This is a genomic window from Streptomyces sp. NPDC058665, assembly GCF_042714995.1.
Taxonomy (GTDB): domain Bacteria; phylum Actinomycetota; class Actinomycetes; order Streptomycetales; family Streptomycetaceae; genus Streptomyces.
Map to the genome: position 1 here is coordinate 1 of NZ_JBHXRX010000045.1, position 26,057 is coordinate 26,057.

Annotated in this window: 24 protein-coding genes; 11 read left to right on the forward strand and 13 right to left on the reverse strand. The window is 70.8% G+C overall.

The features are described 5' to 3' along the window. Positions 1-276 precede the first annotated feature (276 nt). The 4 genes from ACFWV8_RS26160 to ACFWV8_RS26175 all read left to right on the forward strand — a co-directional run bounded on the left by ACFWV8_RS26160 (position 277) and on the right by ACFWV8_RS26175 (position 4,545). On the forward strand, positions 277-1,053 hold the full coding sequence (locus tag ACFWV8_RS26160) for a (5-formylfuran-3-yl)methyl phosphate synthase (protein WP_384208295.1): 777 nt from the start codon (positions 277-279) through the stop codon (positions 1,051-1,053). Positions 1,054-1,061: 8 nt separating this feature from the next. Beyond that, positions 1,062-2,465 carry an aldehyde dehydrogenase family protein gene (locus ACFWV8_RS26165; protein WP_384208306.1) on the forward strand — a complete coding sequence of 468 codons (1,404 nt, stop codon included), beginning with the start codon at positions 1,062-1,064 and terminating at the stop codon, positions 2,463-2,465. Continuing rightward, a complete protein-coding gene (locus tag ACFWV8_RS26170) occupies positions 2,462-3,556 on the forward strand; it encodes an NAD(P)-dependent alcohol dehydrogenase (RefSeq protein WP_384208313.1) in 1,095 nt (364 codons plus the stop codon). Before ACFWV8_RS26165 ends, ACFWV8_RS26170 begins: the two co-directional genes overlap by 4 nt. Positions 3,557-3,636: 80 nt before the next feature. Beyond that, on the forward strand, positions 3,637-4,545 hold the full coding sequence (locus tag ACFWV8_RS26175; protein ID WP_384208320.1) for a class I SAM-dependent methyltransferase: 909 nt from the start codon (positions 3,637-3,639) through the stop codon (positions 4,543-4,545). A gap of 40 nt (positions 4,546-4,585) precedes the next feature. On the opposite strand, the gene ACFWV8_RS26180 is transcribed toward ACFWV8_RS26175, so the two are convergent. Genes ACFWV8_RS26180 through ACFWV8_RS26195 form a run of 4 tightly spaced genes read right to left on the reverse strand, consistent with a single transcriptional unit; the run spans position 4,586 to position 10,761 of the window. Beyond that, entirely contained in the window at positions 4,586-5,665 is a 1,080-nt protein-coding gene (locus ACFWV8_RS26180; RefSeq protein WP_384208325.1) for an enoyl-CoA hydratase/isomerase family protein, read from the reverse strand. Then, positions 5,662-6,678 carry a methylmalonyl Co-A mutase-associated GTPase MeaB gene (meaB, locus tag ACFWV8_RS26185; protein WP_384208331.1) on the reverse strand — a complete coding sequence of 339 codons (1,017 nt, stop codon included), beginning with the start codon at positions 6,676-6,678 and terminating at the stop codon, positions 5,662-5,664. The genes ACFWV8_RS26180 and meaB overlap by 4 nt, the downstream gene beginning before the upstream one ends. A gap of 4 nt (positions 6,679-6,682) precedes the next feature. Next, positions 6,683-8,884, reverse strand: a complete 2,202-nt coding sequence (gene scpA / locus ACFWV8_RS26190; protein ID WP_384208337.1) for a methylmalonyl-CoA mutase — start codon at positions 8,882-8,884, stop codon at positions 6,683-6,685. After that, on the reverse strand, positions 8,881-10,761 hold the full coding sequence (locus tag ACFWV8_RS26195) for a methylmalonyl-CoA mutase family protein (RefSeq protein WP_384208343.1): 1,881 nt from the start codon (positions 10,759-10,761) through the stop codon (positions 8,881-8,883). The genes scpA and ACFWV8_RS26195 overlap by 4 nt, the downstream gene beginning before the upstream one ends. A 382-nt stretch (positions 10,762-11,143) precedes the next feature. On the opposite strand from ACFWV8_RS26195, the gene ACFWV8_RS26200 reads away from it, so the two are divergent. The 4 genes from ACFWV8_RS26200 (at position 11,144) to lnt (ending at position 14,818) form a co-directional block, all read left to right on the forward strand. After that, on the forward strand, positions 11,144-12,016 hold the full coding sequence (locus ACFWV8_RS26200; protein WP_384208347.1) for an undecaprenyl-diphosphate phosphatase: 873 nt from the start codon (positions 11,144-11,146) through the stop codon (positions 12,014-12,016). Between the two features lie 220 nt (positions 12,017-12,236). Next, on the forward strand, positions 12,237-12,407 hold the full coding sequence (locus ACFWV8_RS26205) for a hypothetical protein (RefSeq protein ID WP_384208349.1): 171 nt from the start codon (positions 12,237-12,239) through the stop codon (positions 12,405-12,407). Between the two features lie 143 nt (positions 12,408-12,550). Beyond that, positions 12,551-13,012, forward strand: coding sequence for a nuclear transport factor 2 family protein (locus ACFWV8_RS26210; RefSeq protein ID WP_384208351.1), 462 nt, complete (start codon positions 12,551-12,553; stop codon positions 13,010-13,012). A gap of 204 nt (positions 13,013-13,216) precedes the next feature. After that, positions 13,217-14,818, forward strand: coding sequence for an apolipoprotein N-acyltransferase (gene lnt, locus ACFWV8_RS26215; RefSeq protein WP_384208354.1), 1,602 nt, complete (start codon positions 13,217-13,219; stop codon positions 14,816-14,818). On the opposite strand, the gene ACFWV8_RS26220 is transcribed toward lnt, so the two are convergent. Beyond that, entirely contained in the window at positions 14,742-15,647 is a 906-nt protein-coding gene (locus ACFWV8_RS26220; RefSeq protein ID WP_384208356.1) for a Gfo/Idh/MocA family protein, read from the reverse strand. The genes lnt and ACFWV8_RS26220 overlap by 77 nt on opposite strands. 189 nt (positions 15,648-15,836) lie before the next feature. On the opposite strand from ACFWV8_RS26220, the gene ACFWV8_RS26225 reads away from it, so the two are divergent. After that, positions 15,837-16,277, forward strand: a complete 441-nt coding sequence (locus ACFWV8_RS26225; protein WP_384208359.1) for a hypothetical protein — start codon at positions 15,837-15,839, stop codon at positions 16,275-16,277. Positions 16,278-16,303: 26 nt separating this feature from the next. On the opposite strand, the gene ACFWV8_RS26230 is transcribed toward ACFWV8_RS26225, so the two are convergent. From ACFWV8_RS26230 to ACFWV8_RS26265, 8 genes are all read right to left on the reverse strand, one after another. After that, positions 16,304-16,762 carry a hypothetical protein gene (locus tag ACFWV8_RS26230; RefSeq protein ID WP_384208361.1) on the reverse strand — a complete coding sequence of 153 codons (459 nt, stop codon included), beginning with the start codon at positions 16,760-16,762 and terminating at the stop codon, positions 16,304-16,306. A gap of 146 nt (positions 16,763-16,908) precedes the next feature. Further along, on the reverse strand, positions 16,909-17,592 hold the full coding sequence (locus ACFWV8_RS26235; protein ID WP_329390662.1) for a uracil-DNA glycosylase: 684 nt from the start codon (positions 17,590-17,592) through the stop codon (positions 16,909-16,911). Between the two features lie 69 nt (positions 17,593-17,661). Continuing rightward, positions 17,662-19,242, reverse strand: coding sequence for an ABC transporter substrate-binding protein (locus tag ACFWV8_RS26240; protein WP_384208365.1), 1,581 nt, complete (start codon positions 19,240-19,242; stop codon positions 17,662-17,664). A gap of 108 nt (positions 19,243-19,350) precedes the next feature. Continuing rightward, positions 19,351-20,127 (reverse strand): SDR family oxidoreductase, encoded by a 777-nt coding sequence (locus ACFWV8_RS26245; protein ID WP_329390658.1) that lies wholly within the window; start codon positions 20,125-20,127, stop codon positions 19,351-19,353. A 17-nt stretch (positions 20,128-20,144) separates the two neighbouring features. Further along, positions 20,145-20,906 (reverse strand): 3-oxoacyl-ACP reductase FabG, encoded by a 762-nt coding sequence (fabG, locus tag ACFWV8_RS26250; protein ID WP_384208369.1) that lies wholly within the window; start codon positions 20,904-20,906, stop codon positions 20,145-20,147. Between the two features lie 168 nt (positions 20,907-21,074). After that, positions 21,075-21,458 carry a DUF3037 domain-containing protein gene (locus ACFWV8_RS26255; protein ID WP_329390653.1) on the reverse strand — a complete coding sequence of 128 codons (384 nt, stop codon included), beginning with the start codon at positions 21,456-21,458 and terminating at the stop codon, positions 21,075-21,077. Next, on the reverse strand, positions 21,455-22,306 hold the full coding sequence (locus ACFWV8_RS26260) for a HipA family kinase (RefSeq protein ID WP_384208373.1): 852 nt from the start codon (positions 22,304-22,306) through the stop codon (positions 21,455-21,457). The genes ACFWV8_RS26255 and ACFWV8_RS26260 overlap by 4 nt, the downstream gene beginning before the upstream one ends. 300 nt (positions 22,307-22,606) lie before the next feature. Beyond that, positions 22,607-22,819 carry a hypothetical protein gene (locus ACFWV8_RS26265; RefSeq protein ID WP_384208376.1) on the reverse strand — a complete coding sequence of 71 codons (213 nt, stop codon included), beginning with the start codon at positions 22,817-22,819 and terminating at the stop codon, positions 22,607-22,609. A gap of 411 nt (positions 22,820-23,230) precedes the next feature. Here ACFWV8_RS26265 and ACFWV8_RS26270 point away from each other — a divergent pair, with 411 nt between their 5' ends. Then, entirely contained in the window at positions 23,231-24,451 is a 1,221-nt protein-coding gene (locus ACFWV8_RS26270; protein ID WP_384208383.1) for a metallophosphoesterase, read from the forward strand. A 576-nt stretch (positions 24,452-25,027) separates the two neighbouring features. Continuing rightward, positions 25,028-26,035: an ABC transporter substrate-binding protein gene (locus tag ACFWV8_RS26275; protein WP_384208388.1), complete on the forward strand. Its 1,008-nt coding sequence runs from the start codon at positions 25,028-25,030 to the stop codon at positions 26,033-26,035. The last annotated feature ends 22 nt before the right edge of the window (positions 26,036-26,057 follow it).

The following is a 26,057-nucleotide window of genomic DNA, read 5'->3' on the forward strand; positions in this document are numbered from 1 at the left end:
TCACGAACCACCGCCACCCTGACACGGCGTCAGCAAACTAGACTCCGGAAAGGCCCTGTGACCAGGACAAATGGAGAAGTGCAACTGGAGTACTAGGTCCTGTCCGGCGGATCTTCGTGGCCCGCGGTCCTGCGCACGCTGGGGGCGTGAGCGGGTGAGGGCAGTGACCCGTTCGGTACTCCGCGCGCCCTGCCGGGAATCATGGGCACCCGGAAATGATGAGCGAACCGCACGTGATCCAGACGACTCCGCATACCTGCCCCTCGGCAGGTGGACATGCGGTGGAAGGAATCCACGTTGTTGCTTCTCATCTCTCCTGACGGTGTCGAAGAGGCCATCGACTGCGCGAAGGCGGCGCGGCACCTCGACATCGTCGACGTCAAGAGACCCGCCGAGGGCTCGCTCGGCGCGAACTTCCCCTGGGTCATCAGGGAGATCCGGGACGCCGTCCCGGCGGACAAGCCGCTGTCCGCCACCGTGGGGGACGTGCCGTACAAGCCCGGCACGGTCGCCCAGGCGGCGCTCGGCGCGGTCGTCTCCGGCGCCACGTACATCAAGGTCGGCCTCTACGGATGCACGACGCCCGAACAGGCCACCGATGTGATGCGCGGGGTCGTCCGGGCCGTGAAGGACTACCGGCCGGACGCGTTCGTCGTCGCGTCCGGCTACGCCGACGCCCACCGGATCGGCTGCGTCAACCCGCTCTCGCTGCCCGACATCGCCCGCCGGTCCGGCTCCGACGCGGCCATGCTCGACACCGCCGTCAAGGACGGGACACGGTTGTTCGACCACGTACCGCCCGACGTCTGCGCGGAGTTCGTCGGGCTGTCCCACGAGGCCGGTCTGCTCGCCGCCCTCGCGGGCAGCGTCAAGGCGGCCGACCTCGCCACGCTGACGCGCATCGGCACGGACATCGTGGGGGTGCGCGGTGCGGTCTGCGAGGGAGGTGACCGCACCACCGGAAGGATCCAGCCGCGTCTGGTGGCCGCCTTCCGGGCGGAGATGGACCGGCACGCCCAGGAACACGCGGCCACCGTCGCAGCCGCGAGCTGACCGCCGGTATGCCGACCAGCCGGCCCGGTCACGCGAAGGCGGCCGGGGTCACGCACTTCGCCGTCCTCGATCCGGCGACGGGCGAGATCTTCGACGAGGCTCCCGCCCAACGGCCGGAGGAGTTGGACGCCGTCGTCGAGCGGGCTCACGAGGCCTGGCGCGGCTGGCGGTCCGACCCCGTCGCCCGTTCCCGGGCGTTGCTCACGGCCGCCGATGCCGTGGAGGCGGCCGGGGCCGACCTCGCTCCGCTACTCACCCGGGAACAGGGCAAACCCCTGGCCGAGTCGTACGCGGAGATCGCCCGCACGGCGGCGCGCCTGCGCTTCTTCGCCGAGTTGGTCCCCGCGCCCCAGAAGATCACGGACGGCCGGCCGGTACGCAGCGAGATCCGCTGGCGACCGCTGGGGCCGACCGCCGCGATCGTTCCGTGGAACTTCCCCCTCCAGCTCGCGTCGGCGAAGTTCGCGCCCGCGCTCGCCGCGGGCAACACGATGGTGCTCAAGCCCTCCCCGTACACACCCCTCGCCACCCGGCTGCTGGGGTCCGTCGTCTCCCGCGCCCTGCCCGAGGACGTACTGACGGTCGTCACCGGTCATGAGCCTCTCGGCGCCCGCCTCGCGTCGCACCCGGGGATCCGGCATGTGACCTTCACCGGTTCGGTCGGCACCGGGCGGGCCGTCGCGGAGGGCGCGGCGGCCTCGCTCGCGCGGGTCACCCTGGAACTGGGCGGCAACGACGCCGCCGTCCTGCTCGACGACGTCGATGTGGAGGGGATCGCGGAGCGGCTGTTCTGGGCGGCGTTCCGCAACTGCGGGCAGGTCTGCATGGCGGTCAAGCGGGTCTACGCCCCGGCCCGGCTCTACTCGCGGGTGGTGGACGCCCTCGCGCAGCAGGCCGACGCGGTCGTCGTGGGAGCCGGGCTCGATCCGGGCTCGCGGCTGGGGCCGGTCAACAACGCGGCCCAACTGGCCAGGGTGGAAGGGTGCGTGGATCAGGCCGTGGCTGCGGGCGCCCGAGCCGTGGCCGGTGGCCACCGGCTGGACAGGCCCGGCTACTTCTTCGCCCCGACGATCCTGGCCGATGTCCCGCCCGACAGCCCTGTGGTGACGGAGGAGCAGTTCGGCCCGGTCCTGCCGGTGCTGCCGTACGGGGACATCGACGAAGCCGTCGAGGCGGCCAACGGCACCGGCTTCGGTCTTGGCGGCTCCGTCTGGGGGACCGACCTCGACCGCGCCGAGGCGGTGGCCGACCGGCTGGAGTGCGGGACCGCCTGGATCAACCACCACGCGGAACTCTCCCTCGCCCAGCCCTTCGCGGGCATCAAGGACAGCGGTGTCGGCGTCGCGGGCGGGCCGTGGGGGCTCTACGGAAATCTCAGCCCGTTCGTCGTGCACCGCCCGGGGGCGGCGTGAGGAGGAGATTCGGCGCGGCCGTCCTGCGCTCGTACGAAGACCCGTTCGCCCTTGAGGAGGTGATCCTGCGCTCGGGACCGGCCGACGGCGAGATCCTGGTCAGGATCGCGGGCTGCGGGATGTGCCGGACCGATCTCGCGGTCCGTCGCTCGGCCGGCCGCTCACCGCTGCCCGCCGTGCTCGGCCACGAGGGGGCAGGGGTGGTGGTGGAGACGGGCGGCCCGGCCACCGGTCTGAGCGTCGGCGACCATGTCGTGCTGAGCTTCGACTCCTGTGGGCACTGCCGGAGTTGTGCGGGCGCGGCCCCCGCCTACTGCGACTCCTTCGCCGCGCTCAACCTCTTCGGAGGGCGCACCGAGAACGCGGCACGGTTCACCGACGGGGCCGGGGGCGCACTGGCCCCCCGCTGGTTCGGCCAGTCCTCCTTCGCCGAGTACGCGATGGTCCCGGCCCGCAACGCGGTGCGGGTCGATCCGTCGCTGCCCGTCGAACTCCTCGGGCCGCTCGGCTGCGGCTTCCTCACCGGCGCCGGAGCGGTCATCAACTCCTTCGGCGCCGGCCCCGGCGACACGGTCGCGGTCTTCGGGGCGGGCGCGGTGGGGCTGGCGGCGGTGATGGCGGCCACCGCCGCCGGGGCGGTGACCGTGGCCGTCGACCGGCAGCCGGAACGGCTGGCCGTCGCCGAGCGGTTGGGCGCGGTCCCGCTGGACGCCGCGTCGGCCGGTCTGCCCGACCGTGTCCGGCGGCTGACCGACGGCGGCGCGCGGTACGCGCTGGACACGACCGGCTCCGCCCCGTTGATCAACGACGCGCTCAGGGCGTTGCGCCCGAGGGGCCAACTCGGCCTGGTGGCACGGCTTCGCACCGCGCTGCCGCTGGAGCCGGGGACGCTGGACCGGGGCCGGGGAATCTCCCACATCTGCGAGGGGGACGCGGTGCCAGGACTGCTGATCCCGCGGCTGACCGGGCTGTGGCTGGCCGGGCTGTTCCCCTTCGACCAGTTGATCCGTACGTACCCGCTCGCCGACATCAACGAGGCCGAACGCGACTGCGAAGCGGGCCGCGTGGTCAAACCCGTCCTCATTCCGTAGGACGCGTGGCGATGTCCCTCGCCACCGCTCGCTTCTCGTGGGTCCCAACTCTTATCCGTACCCGTTCCAACGGAGGACGCATGACCGGCACCGTGCATCAGAACACCAGCACCGAAGGCGTGGACGGGGGTGTCGGTCTGACCGCTCTGCTGGTCGCCGCCGCGCGGGCGATCGAGACCCACCGCCCCGACAGCCTGGCGCAGGACGTCTATGCCGAGCACTTCGTGCGCGCCGCACCCGCGTCCGCGGGCTGGCCCGTCCGCATCCGGCACGTGCCGGACGGGGACGCGAACCCGCTGTGGGGACGCTTCGCGCGCTACTTCGGCCTGCGGACGCGGGTCCTGGACGATTTCCTGCTCCGGTCGGCGCACGCGGGAGGCGCCCGCCAAGTCGTCCTGCTCGGGGCCGGGTTGGACACGCGGGCCTTCCGGCTCGACTGGCCTGCCGACTGCGTGGTCTACGAGATCGACAGGGAAGGCGTGCTGGCGTTCAAGCACCAGGTGCTCGGCGCGCTGTCGGCCACCCCGAGGGCGGCGCGCGTGCCGATCCCGATGGACCTGCGCGCCGACTGGGTCGGCGCGCTGACCGCCGCCGGCTTCGACCCGGCCGCACCGAGCGTCTGGCTGGCCGAGGGGCTGCTGTTCTATCTGCCCCTCACCGCCGAGACCTATCTCATCGACACGGTGGACCGGCTGAGCGCCGGGGGAAGCGCTCTGGCGTACGAGGTCAAGCTGGAGAAGGACTTGGGGGCGTACCGCGACAGCCCGCTCTACACCGCCACGAGAGACCAGATCGGTATCGACCTGCTCAGCCTCTTCGACGGGGAGCCGCGGCCCGATTCCGCGGCGGATCTGGTGGGCAAGGGCTGGTCCACGGCGGTCCACACCCCGTTCCACTTCACCCGTCGCCATGGCCGCGGCCCGCTGCCCGAGCCGAACGACGCGCTGGAGGGCAATCGTTGGGTGTTCGCGGACAAACCCCGGTCATGAGGCCGGGCCTCATCCCCTCACCGGGGCCGAAAGCCTGGGGCTAGAGTCGCGGCCCCGCCAGTCCCAGGTCCCCGCCCTCCGGCACCGCCGAGAAGGCGGCCACGTCCGCGTCGGTGACCAGTGCCAGCTCGCCGGGCACCCACCGCGGCGTCCGGTCCTTGTCGATCACCTGCGCCCTGATCCCCTCCACCAGGTCCGGCGTCCGCAGCGCGGCGCAGGAGGCCCGGTACTCCACGTCCAGCACCTCTTCCAGCGTCCCGAGTTCCCGCGCCGCCCGCAGGGCCGCCAGCGTCGCCTTCAGGGCGGTGGGGGACCTCGTCAGGATGGTCTCCGCCGCCTGCTTAGCAGCGTGGTGGCCGCTGCCGAAGAGCCGGTCCACGATCTCCTCCACCGAGTCCGCCGCGTAACACGCGTCGATCCACTCGCGGTCGGCGGCCAGTTCGCCCTCGGGCGGTGTCGCCGCATGGCGCCGTACGGCCACCGGCACGTCCGTGGAGGCGAGTTCGGCGGCCAGGGCGGGCAGCAGGCCGGAGGGGACGAAGTGGTCAGCGAGCCCGCACAGGACGGCGTCGGCCGCGCCCACCGCCTCGCCGGTGAGGGCGAGATGGGTGCCCAGTTCGCCGGGCGCGCGGGAGAGCAGATACGTACCCCCGACGTCCGGCACCAGGCCGATGCCTGTCTCGGGCATGGCGACCTGGGAGCGTTCGGTGACGACGCGGACGTTCCCGTGCGCCGAGACGCCGACGCCGCCGCCCATCACGAAGCCGTCCATGAACGCGACGTACGGCCCCACATGGCGCGCGATCCGGGCGTTGAGGCGGTATTCGTCGCGCCAGAAGGCGGGCGACTCCGTGCCGCCCGTACGCGCGTCCTCGTGGATCGCCCGGATGTCACCGCCCGCGCACAGCCCGCGTTCCCCTGCGCCGTCGATGAGCACCGCGTGTACGGACGGGTCGCCCTCCCACGCGGTGAGCGCGGCGTCGATGCGCGACACCATGGCGTGGGTGAGGGCGTTGAGCGCGCGCGGCCGGTTGAGGGTGAGCCGCCCGACGCGCCCTTCGCTCCGTACGAGAACGGTCTCGTCCTCCTTGGGAGGGCCTGCGGAAGGTCCGGCCGTCATCGTGCGACTCCCCCGGCGTCCGCCGGCAGCTCCAGCGCCGCCACGATTTGCTCGGCGGCCAGCGTGGCGGTCAACGTGCCCTCCCGTACGGCCTGTTCGAGCGCCGGAGTCAGGGATCGTACGCCCGGATGGCTCCGCAGCCGGTCCAGCAGATGGTCACGGACCATCGACCATGTCCAGTCGACCTGCTGGTCGCTCCGCTTGCCCTGGAGGCGTCCGCTGGTGTCGAGGACCTTCCTGTGCTGTTCCAGGCGCTCCCAGACGGTGTCGAGCCCCGTGCCCTCGCGGGCGCTGCAACTCAGCACCGGCGGCGTCCAGGCCGCGTCGACCGGGTGCATCAGGCGCAGCGCGCCCGCGAGTTCGCGCGCGGCGGACTTGGCGTCCCGCTCGTGCGGCCCGTCCGCCTTGTTGACGGCGATGAGGTCGGCGAGCTCCAGCACGCCCTTCTTGATGCCCTGGAGCTGGTCGCCGGTGCGGGCGAGGCTCAGCAACAGGAAGGAGTCCACCATGTTCGCGACGGCGGTCTCCGACTGGCCGACGCCGACGGTCTCGACGAGCACCACGTCGTAGCCCGCCGCCTCCATCACGATGATCGTCTCGCGGGTCGCCTTCGCGACACCCCCGAGGGTGCCCGCCGTGGGTGACGGCCGGACGAAGGCCGCCGGGTCGACGGCCAGGCGCTCCATACGGGTCTTGTCGCCGAGGATGGAGCCGCCCGTCCTGGTGGACGACGGGTCGACGGCGAGGACGGCGACCCGGTGCCCGAGGCCGGTGAGCAGGGTGCCGAGGGCGTCGATGAAGGTGGACTTGCCGACGCCGGGCACCCCGCTGATGCCGATCCTGCGCGCGGTGCCCGAGTACGGCAGCAGCGCGGTCAGGAGCCGCTGGGCGAGCTCCCGGTGGTCGGCCCTGGTGGACTCCACGAGGGTGATGGCGCGCGCGACGGCGGAACGGGAGCCGTCGAGCACGCCCTTGGCGTAGGCGTCGATGTCGATGGAGTTCCTAGGAGCCACCGGCTCACCGCTCGTGGCCGAGAGCGGCGGCCAGGGTCGTGAGCAGATCCTGCGCGGCGTCGGGGATGACCGTGCCGGGCGGGAAGACGGCCGCGGCGCCCGCGCGGTGCAGTTCGTCGATGTCGCCGGGCGGGATCACACCGCCCACGACGATCATGATGTCCTCGCGGCCCTCCTTGGCGAGTTCCTCGCGCAGGGCGGGCACCAGCGTGAGGTGTCCGGCGGCCAGCGACGACACCCCCACGATGTGCACGTCGGCCTCGACGGCCTGCCGCGCGACCTCGCCGGGCGTCTGGAACAGCGGGCCGACGTCGACGTCGAAGCCCAGGTCGGCGAAGGCGGTGGCGATGACCTTCTGGCCCCGGTCGTGGCCGTCCTGGCCCATCTTGGCGACCAGGATGCGCGGGCGGCGCCCCTCGGCCTCCTCGAACTCCTCGACGGCGACCCGGGTCCGCTCGACCGCCGGTGACGTGCCGGCCTCGTTCCTGTACACACCGGAGATGGTACGGATCTGCCCGGAGTGGCGCCCGTACGCCTTCTCCAGGGCGTCCGAGATCTCGCCGACGGTGGCCTTGGCGCGTGCCGCGTTCACGGCGAGTGCCAGCAGATTGCCGTCGAGACCCGGGGTCGACCCCGCCTCGGCCGCGCCGGTGAGGGCGCGCAGCGCGTCCTGGCAGACGGCCTCGTCGCGCTCGTCGCGGAGCCGGCGCAGCTTGGCGATCTGCTGCGTCCGTACGGAGGAGTTGTCGACCTTGAGGACATCGATCTGCTCGTCGGTCTCGACGAGGTACTTGTTGACGCCGATGACCGGCTGGCGGCCGGAGTCGATCCTGGCCTGGGTGCGGGCCGCGGCCTCCTCGACGCGCAGCTTGGGGATGCCGGCCGCGATGGCCTGTGCCATGCCGCCGGCCTCCTCGACCTCCTCGATGTGCTGCCAGGCGCGGCGCGCGAGGTCGTAGGTCAGCTTCTCGACGTACGCGCTGCCGCCCCACGGGTCGATGACACGGCAGGTGCCCGACTCCTGCTGGAGCAGCAGTTGGGTGTTGCGGGCGATGCGCGCCGAGAAGTCGGTGGGCAGGGCGAGCGCCTCGTCGAGCGCGTTGGTGTGGAGCGACTGGGTGTGGCCCTGGGTGGCCGCCATGGCCTCGACACAGGTGCGGGAGACGTTGTTGAAGACGTCCTGCGCGGTGAGCGACCAGCCGGAGGTCTGCGAATGGGTGCGCAGCGACAGGGACTTGGCGTTCTTCGGGTCGAACTTCTTGACGAGCCTGGCCCAGAGGAGCCGGGCCGCGCGCAGTTTGGCGATCTCCATGAAGAAGTTCATGCCGATGGCCCAGAAGAAGGAGAGCCGGGGCGCGAACGCGTCGACGTCGAGGCCCACGTCGAGTCCGGCGCGCAGATACTCGACGCCGTCGGCGAGGGTGTAGGCGAGCTCCAGGTCGGCCGTCGCGCCGGCTTCCTGGATGTGGTAACCGGAGATGGAGATGGAGTTGTAGCGCGGCATCTTCTGCGAGGTGTACGCGAAGATGTCGGAGATGATCCGCATCGAGGGCGCGGGCGGATAGATGTAGGTGTTGCGGACCATGAACTCTTTGAGGATGTCGTTCTGGATGGTCCCCGCCAGCTTCTCCGGCGGTACGCCCTGTTCCTCGGCCGCGACGATGTAGAGCGCGAGTACGGGCAGGACGGCGCCGTTCATCGTCATCGAGACGGTCATCCTGTCGAGCGGGATGCCGTCGAAGAGCTGGCGCATGTCGTAGATGGAGTCGATGGCGACGCCCGCCATGCCGACGTCCCCGGTCACGCGCGGGTGGTCGCTGTCGTAACCGCGGTGCGTGGGCAGGTCGAAGGCGACGGAGAGGCCTTTCTGCCCGGCGGCGAGGTTGCGCCGGTAGAAGGCGTTGGACTCCTCGGCGGTGGAGAATCCGGCGTACTGGCGGATCGTCCACGGCTGGTTGACGTACATCGTCGGGTAGGGGCCGCGGAGATACGGCGCGATACCGGGGTACGTCCCGAGGAAGTCGAGACTCGCGAGGTCCTGCGGGGTGTACAGCGGTTTGACGTCGATGCCCTCGGGGGTGTTCCAGACGAGGTCGGCGTCGCTCCTGCCGGTGCTCTCCTTGACGGCGGCGCGCCAGCGGTCCTCGTGTCCGCCGGTGGCCGCGGCGGGCCCCAGGTCGATGCCGGTGAAGTCGGGGACGGTCATCGCGCCACTCCAAGGTGGTCGAGGGCGGCGGAGAGTACGGCGACGGCGTCGTCGCCGGCGGCGACGAACTCGTCGACTCCGGCCCGGGTGAAGGTCTCTCGCTGTTCGCCGGGGCGGCCCGCGAGGTACACGCGGGTGGCGCCGGCCGATTTCAGTGCCGCGGCGGTCTCTTCGGCCTGCTCGGCGTAGAGCGGGTCGCTGGAGCAGAGGCAGGCGATGGTCGCGCCTGCGGCGGTGAGGGCGTCGGCCGCGGTGGTGGCTTCGACGGTGACCGGGTCGTGGACGGGCTCGATGCCGCCGGACTGGAAGAGATTCGACGCGAAGGTCACGCGCGCCGTGTGCGCGGCGGCGGGGCCGAGCGCGGCCAGCAGGACGCGCGGACGGGCACCGGTCGCCGCGAGGTGCGCGTCGGAGCGGGCGCGCAGCGCCTCGAAGGCGTCGTCGCGGTGGACGGTGGGGAGCCCGCCGGCCGGGGCGGGGGGCGGTGCGTCGCGTACGACGGGAACCTCGGCGAGCTGCGGGAACTCGCTGACGCCGGTGACCGGTTCGCGGCGGCGGGCCAGCTTCTCGGAGCGGGCCGCCCATGTCGTGGCGAGGCGTTCGGCGACCAGTCCTTCGCGCAGCGCGGCGCGCTGGCCGCCGGCCCTCTCGATCTCCTGGAACCAGGCCCAGGCGGCGTGCGCGAGGTCGTCGGTGAGCCGCTCGACGTACCAGGAGCCGCCCGCCGGGTCGATGACGCGGCCGAGGTGGGACTCCTCGATGAGGATGGTCGAGGTGTTGCGGGCGATCCGCCGGGCGAAGCTGTCCGGCAGTCCGAGTGCGTGGTCGAAGGGCAGCACGGTCACGGCGTCGGCGCCGCCGACCCCGGCGGCCAGCGAGGCGACCGTGGTGCGGAGCATGTTCACCCACGGGTCGCGGCGGGTCATCATCACCGAGGAGGTGACGGCGTGCTGGCGCTGTGCGGCGCCGGCCGGGCCCGCTCCGCCGACCTCGGCGACCCGGGCCCACAGCCTGCGCGCGGCGCGCAGCTTGGCGATGGTGAGGAACTGGTCGGCGGTGGCCGCGTACCTGAACTCCAGCTGGCCGCAGGCCGCTTCGAAGGAGAGTCCGGCGGCGTCGAGGTCGCGCAGCGCGGCGACGCCGGCGGCGAGCGAGCAGCCGAGTTCCTGGGCGGCCGAGCCGCCGGCCTCGTGGTAGGGCAGGGCGTCGACGACGAGGGCGCGCAGTCCCGGGTACTCCCGGTGGCACAGCTGGGCGAGTTCCGCGGCGGCGTCCTGGAGGCCGGGGGTCTCGTCGCCGGTGCGGGCGAGGCGGCCGAGCGGGTCGGCGCCGAGGGTGCCGCGCGCCTCGTCCCGGGGGACGTCGCGTTCGTCGTAGAGACGCAGCAACTCGGCGGCGGCGCCGGGGAATTCGTCCCCCGCGTCGAGCGCGACGGGGGCGAGGTCGAGATAGACGCCGTCGAGGGCGTCGCCGAGCGCGGAGACGGGGACGCCCGTCTCTCCCACGGCCAGCCACAGCGAGGTGGTGCCGTTGGCGAGGTCTTCCAGCACGGCTTCGTTGGTGCGCGCCGCGTCGGTCCGCGCGTGGCGCTGGCGTACGTCCCAGCCGCTCGGCACCGCTCCGCCGGGGGTGCCGCCCCGGGTGAAGGGCGCGAAGCCCGGCAGGCCGCCGTCACCGGGGTCGTCCGCGGCGGTGTAGAGGGGCCGGGTGGTCAGCCCGTCCTCGATGGTTGTCGAGAGTGCGTCCTCGGCGTCGGTCCCCGAGACGTTCCGACCGGTTTTCCGGAGTACCCCCTCCACCAGACCCTGCCATTGCTCATGGGTCGGCTCGGGGAACTCAGCTGCCAGCGATAGCCCGCTGTCGGGCAGGAGCGTCATGGCCGAGATGTTAGGGCAGGGCGTATCCAAGCCATCAGGTTGGACCCGTGTGACCTTGCCCTCTCTGCTTTACGCCCCCTGACTGCCCCCCTATGCGCCCCCTAGCGACCCCCTCAAAGCCCTCTCCTCGGCTCTCGTTTTCACGCCAGGTGTCGCCCTCGGTGCATCACTCGTCGCCGTGCGTCCCGCGCCTGGGCAGGGGGTTGCCGCCGTCTCATAATCATCAACGGCTACGCTGCCCCAGACCGGCGCGTGAGTGGCACCTGACATACACCCGCGCAGACGAGCGATTCCGCGCGCCCACTGTTCAGTCCGCAACCCGCCACTGCCCCGTGTTCACACCGGCCGGTGCACGAACTTTTCTTGGATGGCGTAGCACCCAATGTCATGGTTCGAATCACTCATCCTCGGGCTCGTCCAGGGGCTGACCGAGTTCCTGCCCATCTCCTCCAGCGCTCATCTGCGGCTGACCGCCGCGTTCGCGGGCTGGCACGATCCTGGTGCCGCGTTCACCGCGATCACGCAGATCGGTACGGAGGCGGCGGTCCTCATCTACTTCCGCAAGGACATCGCCCGGATCGTTTCGGCCTGGTTCCGCTCGCTGACGAACAAGGCGATGCGCTCCGACCACGACGCGCAGATGGGGTGGCTGGTGATCGTGGGATCGATCCCCATCGGTGTACTCGGGGTGACGTTCAAGGACCAGATCGAGGGCCCGTTCCGTGATCTGCGGCTGATCGCGACGACGTTGATCGTGATGGGTGTCGTCCTCGGTATCGCGGACCGGCTGGCGGCGCGCGACGAGACAGGCGGCAAGCACCGCGCCGCCAAGGAGCGCAAGACCCTGAAGGAACTGAACGTCCGGGACGGTCTGATCTTCGGGTTCTGCCAGGCCCTGGCGCTGATTCCGGGCGTCTCACGGTCGGGCGCGACGATCAGTGGTGGTCTGCTGATGGGCTACACCCGCGAGGCGGCGGCGCGTTACTCGTTCCTGCTCGCCATCCCGGCCGTACTGGCCTCGGGCGCATTCGAGTTGAAGGACGCCGGCGAGGGGCACGTGTCGTGGGGGCCGACGATCTTCGCGACGATCATCGCTTTCGTCGTTGGATATGCCGTTATCGCATGGTTCATGAAGTTCATCACCACCAAGAGCTTCATGCCGTTCGTGATCTACCGGATCGCGCTCGGCCTGGTGCTGTTCGTTCTCGTCGGCACGGACACCCTGAGCCCCCACGCGGGCGAATCCGCCGGCTGACCGGACGACGCCTGCTCCCCCTGCCGGCCCCACGTCGGCACCCGGTGTGCTCAAGGACACGTCCCGCTGTCGCCCGGCCACCGCTCCCCGGGCGACGGCCGGAAACCCTTGGCGCGTCAGGGTTCGAAGCTGACGCACCGTGGGGTTGCCCTGTCTGCGTGTGAGCTATCCCGCTCCCGGAACGGCGCGGGAACCGGGCGGCAGCCCGTACGGTTGCCGTATGTCCACATCTTCCTCCACCGCTTCCGCGGCGTCCGGCGCCGTCGCGGCCAATGAGCGCATCCGCGCCCTGGTCGACGCGGCAGACGGCACGTGGCCGGCCGAGGAGTACGAAGTCCTGCTGCTGGAATGGGCGGCGGCCCTGCACGACGCGGTCGACGAGGCCGCGTAGGGCGCACGCCCAGGGGCGCGTTTCGACAGTCGGGCGTCGGGCCCGGCCTCGCTGTGACACCGCGGGGCCGGGCCTTTCCCCTGTCTCCCGGTCGGATCCGCTCACCTCTTGGCCTGCGGCCGTAACTGCCGGAGACTGATCCGATGACGCAGCGTGTGGATCTCGCGACCGTGATGGACCGGCTGGCCGTCGACGAGGTGATCAGCGGCTACGCGACGGCCCTGGACGACGCCGACTGGCCGGGCTTTCTCGCGCTCTTCACCCCCGGCGGACGCGCCGACCACCGCGGCGCCGGCGGGATCGAGGGGTCGGCCGCCGAGGTGGCCGACTGGCTCGCCGGCGTCCTGGGCGGATTCCCCGTACGCCAGCATCTGATCGGCAATCGCCGGACGGCCTTCGAGAACGTCGACGGCTATCCGGGCGGCGACCGCGCGGAGGTACGGGCCGACTGTCTGAGCACGATGTTCCCGGAGTCCGGCGAGGCGGCCCTCGCCATCAGCCGTTACACCTTCGGACTCACCCGCACGGAGGACGGCTGGCGGCTGCACACCGTCACGGCCGTGGAGAAGGCACGGCGCGGCGCCGGTGGCACCGCCGAGGGCTGACGCCAATGGCGCCCGCGGCCGGCCCGGCGAGAGCGGACACACCCGGGGGCCCTCTGTCGTCCCGCGCCTTCTCTCCCCCACACTGATCCGGAAGACACTGCCCACCGGCACGTTCAGTGACGTCGATCAGCCGCACCGCTGATCGGCGCCGTTGACCCGTACCGCTGATCTGCACCGCTCACGAGCGGGACGAGGGGGCGCGGTATGCGGGTTGAGGCCGCCCGGCGTGAGACCTGGGTCCGTCGTTCCGCCTCGCCTGTCTGGCGGGGGTTCGGGGCCCTGGTGGCCGGTGCGCTGCCCGCGTTCGCCTTCCCGGAGTCGGACGTCGCGTGGTTCGCGTACATCGCTCTCGTCCCGTGGATGATGCTGCTGCGTACGGCTCCGACGGGCCGGCGTGCCTTCCTGGAAGGCTGGATCGGCGGGCTGGGCTTCATGCTCGCCGTGCATCAGTGGCTGATCCCCAGCCTGCATGTGTTCATCCTGGTGCTGGGCGGGTTTCTGGGCCTGCTGTGGGGGCCGTGGGGCTGGCTGGTCCGTGTGATGCTCCGCGGGCGTCCGTCGGTCCTGCGTACGGTCGCCGCGATGGGGGTGCTGCCGGCGGGCTGGCTGATCATCGAGACCGTGCGGTCGTTCGACGGCCTGGGCGGTCCCTGGGGGCTGCTGGGGGCCAGTCAGTGGGACGTGCCTCCCGCGCTGCGGCTCGCCTCGGTGGGCGGTGTGTGGCTGGTGAGCCTTCTGGTGGTCGCCGTCAACACGGGCCTGACCGTGCTGCTGACGGTCTCCACGGCCCGTACGGCCGCCGTCTCGGGCCTCGCGGCGTGCGCCGTCGCCGTGTCCGCCGCATGGATCTGGGCACCGAGCCTGGAGAACGCCGGGCACGCGCGTGTCGCCGTCGTCCAGCCCGGGGTCATCGGCGGCGTCGAGCGGCGCTTCGACCGCAGCGAGGAGCTGACGCGCTCACTGGCCGGACAGGATCTCGATCTCGTGGTCTGGGGCGAGAGCAGCGTCGGCCGCGATCTCACCAACCGGCGCGATCTGGCGAATCGTATCGCCGCGCTGTCACGCCAGGTCGGCGTCCCGCTCCTGGTCAACATGGACGCTCCCGGCTCGGACCAGGCGGGGCGCACCGGGATCTTCAAGAGCGCCGTACTGGTGGGGCCCGAGGGACTGACGGGCGACCGCTACGACAAGATGCGGCTGGTGCCGTTCGGCGAGTACATCCCGATGCGCGACGCGCTCGGCTGGGCGACGTCCGTGGGCAAAGCGGCGTCCCAGGACCGCAGACGCGGCACGCGCCAGGCGGTCATGGTGCTGCCCGGACCCTTTCTGGACAGACTGCGGATCGGGCCGCTGATCTGCTTCGAGTCGGCGTTCCCCGACATGAGCCGGCAGCTCGTGAGGGACGGCGCGCAGCTGCTCGTCACGCAGTCGTCGACCTCGACCTTCCAGCAGAGCTGGGCGCCCGAGCAGCACGCGTCGCTGGCCGCGCTGCGAGCGGCCGAGACGGGCCGCCCGACGGTGCACGCCACCCTCACCGGCGTCAGCGCGGTGTACGGCCCGGAGGGTGAACGGATCGGCACCCCGCTCGGCACGGAGCGCAGCGCGAGCGCCGTCTACGAGGTTCCGCTGGCGCGCGGCACCACCGCGTTCGTCGACCTCGGCGCCTGGCCGCTGTACGGCGCGCTCGGCGTTCTCGCGGCGCTCGGCGCCTTCGAGGGGGTCCGGTACCTCAGACGGCCTGGGCGCGAGCGGCGAGCACCACGCGCTCGCACAGTTCGTGCGTCGCAAGAGCGTCCCGGGCGCTGAGCGTCTTCCCCGCGCGTACGGCGTCGAGGAACGCCAGCACGCACTGCTCGATACCGCGCTGCCTCGGCACCGGCACCCAGTCGCCGCGCCTGCGGACGCTGGGCTGCCCCTTGTGGTCGACGATCTCGGCGATGTGGTGGACGGCCCGCTTGGTGTCCTGGCCGGAGACTTCGAGGATCTCCTCGGTGGAGCCGTTCATCCGGTTCATCATGCCGATCGCGGTGAAGCCGTCGCCGGAGAGCTGGAGCACGACGTGGTGCGTCAGGCCCTCGCGGATCCGGGCGCGGACGTCGACGTGCTCGACGGGGCCCGGGAGCAGGAAGCGCAGGGTGTCCACGACATGGATGAAGTCGTCCAGGACGAGGGTGCGGGCGTCCTCGGGCAGACCGATGCGGTTCTTCTGCATGAGGATCAGATCGCGTGGAAGCTCCAGGCACTGGGTGTAGGCGGGCGCGAAGCGCCGGTTGAAGCCGACGGCCAGGCTCGTTCCGCGCTCCTCGGCGAGGGCCACCAGGCGCTCGGATTCGCTGAGTTCGTACGCGAGGGGCTTGTCGACGAAGGTCGGTACACCGGCCTCCAGCAGGCGGGTGACGATCTCGGCGTGCGCGGAGGTCGGCGCGTGGACGAACGCGGCGTCCAGGCCCTGGGCGACAAGCGATTCGAGGTCGGTGTGGCGCCGCTCGCCGGGGATGTGGTGGGCCTCGCCGACCCGCGTGAGCGTGGCCGGGGTGCGGGTGTGCAGATGAAGCTCGATCCCGGGCAGCGTGGTGAGCACCGGCAGATACGCCTTCTGGGCGATGTCGCCGAGCCCTATGCAGCCGACCTTCACGTGGGTCTCCCTGTCGCCGTGCCGGGGTCCTGTCTCACGCGCCGGTGCGCGGGGGTCCGCCGTGCGGACCCTGATCCGCAGCATACGGGCGGCCCGGGGGCGGCAACACGCGGGCGGGCCGGTCACCCGTGCGGGTAACACCGCGCCGTTATGTCCCCGACACGGGCCGCGACCAGCAGAGTTGGCCGGGTGAAGCGGCGAAAGAGAACGACAGCGGTACTTCTGCTCGGTGTGGCGGTCGGCGGGATCTCGGCCTGCGTGGCCGTGGAGCCCGAGGCGGGGACGGGGAGCGGGGCGGGCGGCGGAGCCGTACGGGATGCCTCGCCTCAGGGCACGGCGGAGCCGCGAATCGCGCGACCGTCGGCGCGCGAGGCGCTGGAGGCCGCGACCCCGCTCGCGCGCACGCCGTCTCCGAAGCGGGGGGCCGCGTCGGAATCCGTACAGCAGCCGCCCGAGCCGCCCCACCGCAGGGCGCCCGACCAGCGTCCGGCAGCGCCCTCCGCGGCGCCGGCGCCCCCGACGGCGCTGCCGGACGCGGCCGCGCAACTGTGCGCGCTCGGCGAGCGGTACGGGGGGTGGGCGCCGGACAGCCCGGAGAGCCGTATCTGCGACAGGACGTACGGCGAGTGAGGACGGCCAGTGACGACGGTAAGGCCTTAGGGACGGTCCAGCAGTTGCCGCTCCAGGCGGCCGATCGCGGTCCTGACCCCGTTCCCGTACCCGTCGTCCCCGAGCGCGTTCACGGCGGCGCGGGCCCGGGAGAGGTGCAGTCGCGCCGCGTCGGGGCGCTGGAGTTTCACATAGTCGGCGGCCAGGTTGAGATGGAGCGAGGGATAGAAGGCCCGCATCGCCGGTGAGGCGCGGAACAGGGCCGGGCCCTCCGCCGCGGTCAGGGCGCGCAGGTCCCAGGCCAGTTCGTCGCCGGGATCGTCCTGCGTGTCGGCCATGTAGTGGGCGAGCGTGCAGCGGTGGAGCGGGTCTCCGGACTCGCCGATCTCGGTCCACAGCTCACCGAACCGGTTGCGCGCCTCCTCGCGGTCACCGCCGTGGAGCAGTATGACCGCCTGCCCGATCCTGGTCAGGACGGGGTCCTCCGACACCTCGCGCCGCTCCATCGCCTGCCGCCTCCCGCGCCCGTCCGGTCGATCCCGTCCGGCCCGACGCTAACCGCAGCGACCGGCATTCCCGCACAGGCTCACCCGCCCGGCGCGGACCGCCGGGCGGGGCCCGTGACGAAGGCGCCGGGCGGGGCGGGAGCCGGTCAGCCCAGGTCGGGGATGCGCCAGTCGATGGCCTTGTGCCCCTGCGCGGCGATCGCCTCGTTGATCTGGGTGAACGGGCGCGAGCCGAAGAACTTCTTCGCCGACAGCGGCGAGGGATGCGCGCCCTTCACCACCACGTGCCGTGACTCGTCGATCAGCGGCAGCTTCTTCTGCGCGTACGCGCCCCAGAGCACGAAGACAGCGGGGTCGGGCCGGGCGTCCACCGCGCGGATCACCGCGTCGGTCACCTTCTCCCAGCCCTTGCCCTTGTGCGAGTTGGCCTCGCCGGCCCGCACCGTCAGCACGGCGTTGAGCAGCAGCACGCCCTGCTCGGCCCACGGCATCAGATAGCCGTTGTCCGGCACCGGGTGGCCCAGCTCCTCCTTCATCTCCTTGTAGATGTTCCGCAAGGAGGGAGGCGTGCGCACCCCGGGCCGCACCGAGAAGCAGAGACCGTGGCCCTGGCCCTCGCCGTGGTACGGATCCTGGCCGAGGACCAGGACCTTCACCTGGTCGTACGGTGTGGCGTCGAGCGCGGCGAACACCTCTTCGCGCGGGGGGTAGACCGGCCCCTTCGCCCGCTCTTCCTCGACGAACTCGGTGAGCTCCTTGAAGTAGGGCTTCTGCAGTTCCTCGCCGAGGACGCCACGCCAGGACTCGGGCAGCATGTCGGTGTCGGTCACGTCAACAACCTCCGGTAAACGATCAGTTGGGCCACTCCTGAACCTACCGGTGGGCACTGACAATCGCCGCTACCAGCTGGCCTTCCGGCTGAACTCCCAGAGCTGCATGACCGTCTGCGGGTCGAGCGCGCGCTCGCCGCCGCTGATCTCCTGCGACGCGGCGACGTAGAGCTTGCCCTGCCAGAGCGGCAGCAGCCGCACATCGTCGACGAAGATCTCCTGGGCACGCTCGAACTGCTTGATCACCGCGCCCCGGTCGCTCTCGCGCCGCGACTGCGGCAGCAGTTCCGTGGTGATCTCGGGGCTCTCGTAGGGGGTGCTGAGCGCGTTGTTCTTGCCGACGAAGGGGGCCACGAAGTTGTCGGGGTCCGGGAAGTCGGGGAACCAGCCGCGACCGAAGACCGGGTACTCGCCCTTCTGGAAGCCCGCCTGGAAGTCCTTCCAGGGTTTGCTCTTCAGCGTGATCTCGAAGAGGCCGGACGCCTCCAGCTGGCGCTTGAGCTCCGCGAACTCGGCCACCGTGCCGGAGCCGTAACGGTCGGTCGTGAACCAGAAGGTCAGCGGCACCGGCGTCTCGACGCCCGCGTCCTCAAGGATGCCGCGCGCCTTGTCGATGTCGGGGTCACCGTATTTGTCGAAGAAGCTCGTGGCGTGCCCGGAGATGCCCTTGGGGACCATCGAGTACAGCGGCTCGGCCGTGCCCTGGTAGACCTTGGCCACCAGCGCGTCGCGGTCGACCACCTGGGCCACCGCCTGGCGTACGGGCAGCTTCGCGGCCGACTCGTCCTTGGGGTTGAACACCAGATAGCGGATGTCGGCGCCGACGGTCTCGATCAGCTGAAGGTGATTGTTCTCTTCCTTCTTCTGTTCGAGCTCGACGACTTCCTCCGAGGTGAGGCCCCGGTAGATGACGTCGATCTCCTTCTTCTTCAGGGCGCCGAACATTTTGTCGGAGTCCTGGAAGTACTGGATCTTGACGGCTGAATTCTTGCGGTCGGCGAAACCCTTGTAGCTGCTGTTTTCGGCCAACTCGGCGTCACTGCCCGCGGTGTACGACTCAAGGGTGTACGGACCGGAACCGGTCAGCTTGCCGTCCTCCCTCAGCTTGTCGGCCGGGTACTCCTCCGGGTCGACGATGGACATCGCGGGGGCGGCGAGGACGAAGGGGAACGTGGCGTCGGGCTTGTTCAGATTGAACGTGACGGTCAGGTCGCCGTCCGTGGTGACGCCGTCGAGGGACGCGAGGAGTCCGTTGGGACCGCCGTTCACGTCGATCTTCACAATGCGGTCGAACGAGTGCTTGACGGCGGCGGCGTCGAGCTTGTGACCGTTGGAAAAGGTCAGCCCCTCGCGGAGTTCGCAGCGGTAGACCTTGTTCGTGGAGTCCGTGAATTTGCAGTTGTCCGCCGCGTCGGGCTGAGGGGTCGTACTGCCGGTGGGGAACGCCACCAGGGTCTGGAAGACGTTCCGGTACAACTCCCAGGAGTTGTCCCACGCGGCGGCCGGGTCGAGCGTGCTCGGCTCACTGGTGGTACCGATGATGATCTTCTTGTCCTCGGCCGCGTCGTCCGCCGAGAACAGGCCACATCCGGCCAGCAGGGATATGGACGCGAGGGCTGCAGCCGCCTGCAGACTGGTCCGGTTGAACACGTGCACGCTCCTTGTTCAGCCACGAGTCGGGCGACCATACCGCAGTGCCCCATCGGTTCAATATGCAGGTCCGATGGGGCACTTGGGAGCATTCACCGACAAAATATGTCAGTGCACACCAGCGTTCAGAAAAATTCCCCCGTCGACGACCAGCGTCTGCCCGGTAATCCAGTCCGACTGGTCCGATGTGAGGAACGCGGCGGCGCCGCCGACGTCCTCCGGCACCCCCAGGCGCCCCAGCGGATAGGCGGCCACGGCCTCCGCCTCCCGGCCCTCGTAGATCGCCTGCGCGAACCGCGTCTTGATCACGGCCGGCGCGATGGCGTTGACCCGCACGCCGGGCGCGAACTCATGAGCCAGCTGGAGGGTCAGATTGACCATCGCCGCCTTGCTCATCCCGTACGCGCCGATGAACGGCGACGCGGACACCCCCGCGACCGAGGCGATGTTCACGATCGCACCGCCGTTGTCCTTCTGCCAGGCGCGCCAGGTCAGCTGGGCGAAGCCCAGGGCCGAGACGACGTTGGTCTCGAACACCTTGCGTGCCACGTTGAGATCGAGATCGGCCATCGGACCGAACACCGGGTTGGTGCCCGCGTTGTTCACCAGAAAGTCGACACGGCCGAACGCCTCCATGACGCGGTCGACCGCGGCCACTTGGTGTGCCTCGTCGTGGGCCTTGCCGGGGAAGCCGATGACCCGGTCGGGTCCCAGACGCTCGACGGCCTCCTTGAGCGCTTCCTCGTTCCGTCCGGTGATGCACACCCGGTCGCCGCGGGCGACGAGCGCCTCGGCGATGCCGTAACCGATACCGCGGCTGGCGCCCGTGATCAGTGCGACCCGGCCGCTGTCGGGCCGGTCCGCTTCCTTCGGCTGTTCCGTCATGTCCGCCGCCTTCCGTTTCAGTTGAGGGGTCCGCCGGCGACGTACAGGACCTGGCCCGAGACGAATCCGGCGTTCTCCCCCGTGAAGAAGGCGATCGCGTTGGCGATGTCGTCGGGGACGCCGACCCGCTGGACCGGGATCTGGGTGGCCGCCGCCGCCTGGAACTCCTCGAAGCCCATACCCACGCGGGCGGCGGTCTGGGCGGTCATCTCGGTGACGATGAACCCGGGGGCCACGGCGTTGGCCGTGACGCCGAACTTGCCGAGCTCCTTGGCCAGGGTCTTGGTGAACCCCTGGAGACCGGCCTTGACCGCGGCGTAGTTCGCCTGGCCGCGGTTGCCGAGCGCCGAGCTGGAGGACAGATTGACGATACGGCCGAACTTGGCTTCCACCATGTGCTGCTGGCAGGCGCGGGCCATCAGGAAGGCGCCCTTGAGGTGCACGTTCATGACGGTGTCCCAGTCGGACTCGCTCATCTTGAACAGGAGGTTGTCCCGGAGCACGCCCGCGTTGTTGACGAGGACGGTGGGCGCGCCCAGTTCGGCGGCGACGCGCGCGACGGCGGCGTCGACCTGGGCGGAGTCGGAGACGTCGGCGCCGACGGCGAGTGCCTTGCCGCCCGCGGCGGTGATGGCGCCGACGGTCTCCTCGCAGGCCTTCTCGTCCAGGTCGAGTACGGCGACGGCCCGGCCCTCGGCCGCGAGACGCACCGCGGTCGCGGCGCCGATCCCCCGCGCCGCGCCGGTCACGACGGCGACACGCTGCTCGGTGGTGGACATGCTGCTCTCCTCGTCCGTTGGATCGCGGCGTCGGCACGAGTGCACTGAGCGACCGCTTAGTATTCCGCTGCCGTGACGCTAGAAGCCCTGGCACCCGGTGTCAACGGCACACGGGGGCGGCGAACGTATGTCACACCGGGTACGCGGGTGGGCCTGCCCCCCGGGGTCCTACCGGACCAGCAGGTCCAGCAGTCGCTCGGCCTCCGCCGCCGGGTCGAGCGTCAGCCCCGTGTGTACGGGACCGGGCTGGACGACCGTCGAACGGGGCGCGATCAGCCAGCGGAACCGCCGCCCCGCGTCGTCGCGCGCGGCCTGCCCTGCGGGGTCACCGCCCGCGCAGACGTCCTCGACGGCGCGCAGCGCGGCGCGTACTCCCGCCACATCGGTGTCCGGCGCGAGCGCCTTGAGCCGGGACTCGTCCAGGTGCGTGCGGGCGGCCACGAACGATCTGGCCCGGCAGTAGACCAGGACACCCGCGTTGATGAACTCCCCGCGCTCGACCCTCGGTACGACGCGCAGCGGCGCGTACTCGAACACATCGCGTCCGTTCATCGGCCCTCGCCTCCGGCCTTCTTGGTGGGATGGGGCCAGGGCGCGAGGTGATCGGTCAGCCAGCCGGGGGCCCGCGAGGGGCGCGTCTTGGGGGGTGTGTCGAGCGTGAGACGTTCATGGATGGTCGCCGCGCGCGGCAGCAACGCCGCGACGTAGGCACGCCGTACCGCGTCGGTGGTCTCGAACCCGGGCTCGTCCACGAGCCATTCGTCCGGCACGTCGGCGGTGACCTCGGTGAGCAGCTCCTCGGTGACGAGCGGCGCGAGTTCGGCCGCGGCGGAGGCGATGTCGGGCCCGAACCGGGCGAGGACATGGTCGGACGCGTCGTACGGCTTCGCGGCGGACGCCTGGGCACCGGGCCAGTTGTGGTGCCAGATCATGGTGGCGCCGTGGTCGATGAGCCACAGATCGCCGTGCCAGACAAGCATGTTGGGGTTGCGCCAGGACCGGTCGACGTTGTTGATGAGCGCGTCGAACCACACGATCCGGCCCGCCTCGGCCGGCCCCACCTCGTACGCGAGCGGATCGAATCCCAGCGAACCGGGCAGGAAGTCCATCCCGAGGTTCAGCCCACCGCTCGCCTTCAACAGGTCCTGCACCTCTTCGTCGGGCTCCCCGAGACCGATCACGGGGTCGAGCTGGATGGTCACCAACTCCGGCACACGCAGCCCGAGCCGCCGCCCCAACTCCCCACAGATGATCTCGGCGACCAGCGTCTTGCGCCCCTGCCCCGCGCCGGTGAACTTCATGACATAGGTCCCGAGATCGTCGGCCTCGACGATCCCGGGCAGCGAACCGCCTTCACGCAAGGGCGTGACGTAACGGGTCGCGACGACCTCATTCAACATTTCCCAGGCCACCCAACGCTTCCACTTGCTGCCGGCCCCCGGCACGAAGTGAGCATAGTAACCGAGGGTGATCGCGGGCGGGGCTATCCAAGGACGTCTCCAGTTGAAGTCCGCTTACGCTCCGGCTCGTGCGCGGGCCTGTCCTCAGGCCCCTCCCCCACTGGGATTGAGGTCCCGCGTACCGCGTCAGCCGCATGAGGCTCGAGCACGGGCTGCTGAAGTCGCCGGCCCGCCGGCGCGAGCCGGCTGGTGACGCGGCTCCACGCATCGCCTACGAAGACGTCGTTTCATTTGGATCGGTCACGCCGTCGGCGTCGAGGGTCTGACGAGCTGGATGTATCTCTGGAAACGGTTCATCGCGCTGATCAGAGTGCCGACTGTCCGGGTCTGTGCGATGAGTTCGGTATACGCCTGGCTGCGCGATTCACGCCGTTCACGGGTGTGCTCGAAGCGACGCTGATGATCTGCCTGGATGTGCTGCGCGATGATCTGCTGTCGCACGTTGCGGGCCACGTGTCCAACCCACAGCACGCCTCCCCCGGCTGGCCCGGCGCTGGCCCTGGCCTGGAGTGAGCGCCGCTATTCCGGAAGGCTCAGCTCGGAGGAGGCGTGATGGCGACCTCCCCAACTCGGCTTACAGCACTGCCCTGTTGTGGGGTGCACTGACCGGCTTCTTCGAGGCCGGTACTCGACATCACCGGCTTGGGCCGTCGTCCCGTCGACCGCGCGCTCGACTGGCGGCAGTAACAAGCCGACGCAGTAGCACCCTGATCGCGGCTCATGCCGACGGAAATGTCTGCGGCGGCGTCTTGCCACCTCGCGGAGGGCCCTTCGCCCTAAGGGGCCGAGCCTATGAACGCCTCCGGTCGGCCCAAGGCGACCGGATACAGTGCGCGAGACGGCAGCCTGGTCAGGAGGCGAAGCGTGACCGACACCAGCGAGACCCGGCCCGCCAAGGGCGAGGCGCAAGCGCTGCGGCGGAGCCGACTGCGCCGCCTGATGCGCTACATCCCTCTGATCGCCCCCATCCTGCTCTGGGCCGTGCCCTGCTGGGTGCTCCTGTACACCGGCCAGCACTGGCCGCTGCCGGTCACGCTCGTCGGCACCGCTCTATTCGCCCTCGGTCTCGTCGGTATGCCGCTCGCGATGGCGCGCGGCCACGGCCGGCGCCAGCAGGATCGGGCGGCGATCGTAGGTGACACCCTGCTGGGCACCAGCTGGGTTCTGTTCACCTGGTCCGTTCTGATCGGCGGCCTCTTGCGGCTCGTCCTGACCGTGGCCGGCGTCGGCGAGGGTCAGGACCTGGCCCGGACCGTCACCTGGGCCGTCCTCGCCGTCAGCGCCGTACTGCTCGGCTGGGGGTACGCCGAGGCCCGTCGCGTGCCGCGCGTGCGCCGGCTCGACGTGCGACTCCCACGGCTGGGTGCCGGGTTGGACGGCCTCCGGGTCGTCCTCATCACTGACACCCACTACGGCCCGCTCGATCGCGCTCGCTGGTCGGCGCAGGTGTGCGAGACGGTGAACACTTTGGAAGCCGACCTGGTCTGCCACACCGGCGACATCGCGGACGGCACCGCCGAGCGCCGCCGCGCCCAGGCCGTGCCACTCGGTACCGTGCGGGCAACCCGGGCCCGTGTGTACGTCACCGGGAACCACGAGTACTACAGCGAGGCCCAGGGCTGGGTCGACCTGATGGAGGAGCTGGGCTGGGAGCCGCTGCGCAACCGCCATCTCCTGCTCGAACGTGGCGGCGACACCCTCGTGGTGGCCGGCGTGGACGACGTCACCGCCGAGTCCTCCGGCCTGGCCGGACACCGAGCCCACCTCGCCGGAGCCCTGGAGGGCGCCGACCCCGATCTGCCCGTCCTGCTCCTGGCCCATCAGCCCGCGTTCGTCGACCGGGCCGCGGCGGGCGGTGTCGACCTCCAGCTCTCCGGACACACCCACGGCGGCCAGATCTGGCCCTTCCACCACCTGGTCCGCCTCGACCAGCCCGCCCTCGCCGGACTCAGCCGCCACGGCGCCCGCACGCTCCTCTACACCAGCCGCGGCACCGGCTTCTGGGGCCCGCCGTTCCGCGTCTTCGCCCCCAGCGAGATCACCCTGCTTGTACTCCGCTCCCCGCACCCCACCGCCTCGCCCTAGGGGACACCGCCGCACCCTGTCTGACCTGCTGCTTGGCGGGACAGACAGGGTGCTCACCTTCATGTGATCCGCCGGGAAGGTCCTGCACGGACAGCCCTCCTTTGCCGGGGGCGGCCGTCCGGCCTTGCACCGCCCAACCGGCCGGGCCGAAGCAGCCGGCCTGCCGGGCGGTTGTCACGAGGCGGCTGACTCTCGGTCGGCGGCGCTGGTGATGGTCACGTTCATGGCCACGTCGTACTCGTCGTTCATGATCCGGTTGAAGCTGCGGTCGCTCCCGTTGTTCTCCTGCGTCTCACGCTGGAGACGGGTCAGCCGCCCAGAGGGAAACCCACTGGTTGTAGTAGGGGATCTCCGATGTCCGAAGCCGTCTCGGCCCGGTCGGCCCCGGAACGGCACCGGGGCAGGATCGAGGCCAACGGCGCTTCCGCGTACCGCACTTCGTACACGTCGCCATAGCCTCACCCTTTCTTATCGCGTCGGCCCCGGACCACGCGCTCCACGCGCCTGCCTGCCGGCGGCCGGCTCGGGACACCCGGACGTTCAGGTGGTACGGCGGCATGCGTAAACTCCGTGAATATGAAAATCACTTTCACAAGAGGACTGGCGGGTGCCTGCCTTCTGCTGCCCGGACTTGTCGCCTGCGGCTCGGACGGCGCCGCCTCCTCGGCGCACGCACCCGCGGCCCGGTCGGCCGGGGCTGTCATCACCAGTTGTGGCACGGAGGTGCGGGTGCCCCGCCCCCCGGAACGGGCCATCTCCCTGGAGCAGAACGCCACGGAGATCATGCTCAGCCTGGGACTGGCGGACCGGATGGCCGGCACCTCCTACCAGACCGACCCGGTGCTTCCCGCGCTGGCCGCCGAGTACAAGAAGGTTCCGACGCTCGCGGATCTGTACGCCAACCACGAGGCGACGCTCGCCGAGGAGCCCGACTTCCTCTACTCCACACGCGCCTCCGCGTTCGCGGACGACGCGGCCGGTTCCCGGGCCGGCTGGAAGGAACTCGGCGTGCCGGCCTACCTCTCCGTCCATGACTGCGAGGACCCGGAACTGACGGCCGAGCCGGTGCGCTTCGACGCCGTCTTCCACGAGGTCGAGGACATCGCTGCGGTCTTCGACGTCCGCCAACGTGGCGAGAAGGTCGTCAAGGGACTCCGCACCCGGCTCGACCAGGCGGTGCGCGAGGCCCCGAAGGGCATCGACGCGGACCTGATGTGGTACTACTCCGGCACCTCCACCCCGCACATCGCCGGGCACGGCGGGCTGCCCTCTACCGTCAGCGAACTGGTGGGACTGGACAACGCGTTCGACGACATCCCGCAGCAGTGGCCGGAAGGCAACTGGGAAGAGATAGCCGAGCGCGACCCGGAGGTCATCGTCCTGGCGGACCTGACCCGCGGTGGGGACGGGGACAGCGCCGAGGCGAAGATGAAGTTCCTCCGCGGCAATCCCGTCACCTCACAGCTCGGCGCCGTACGCGAGAACCGCTTCGTCGTGGTGCCCGGATCGGCCATGGACCCCTCCGTCCGCAGCGTCAGCCTGGTGGAGGAACTGAGCAAGGGCCTCGCCGAACTTTACGGCTGACGCCACCCACCGCCACGCCTCG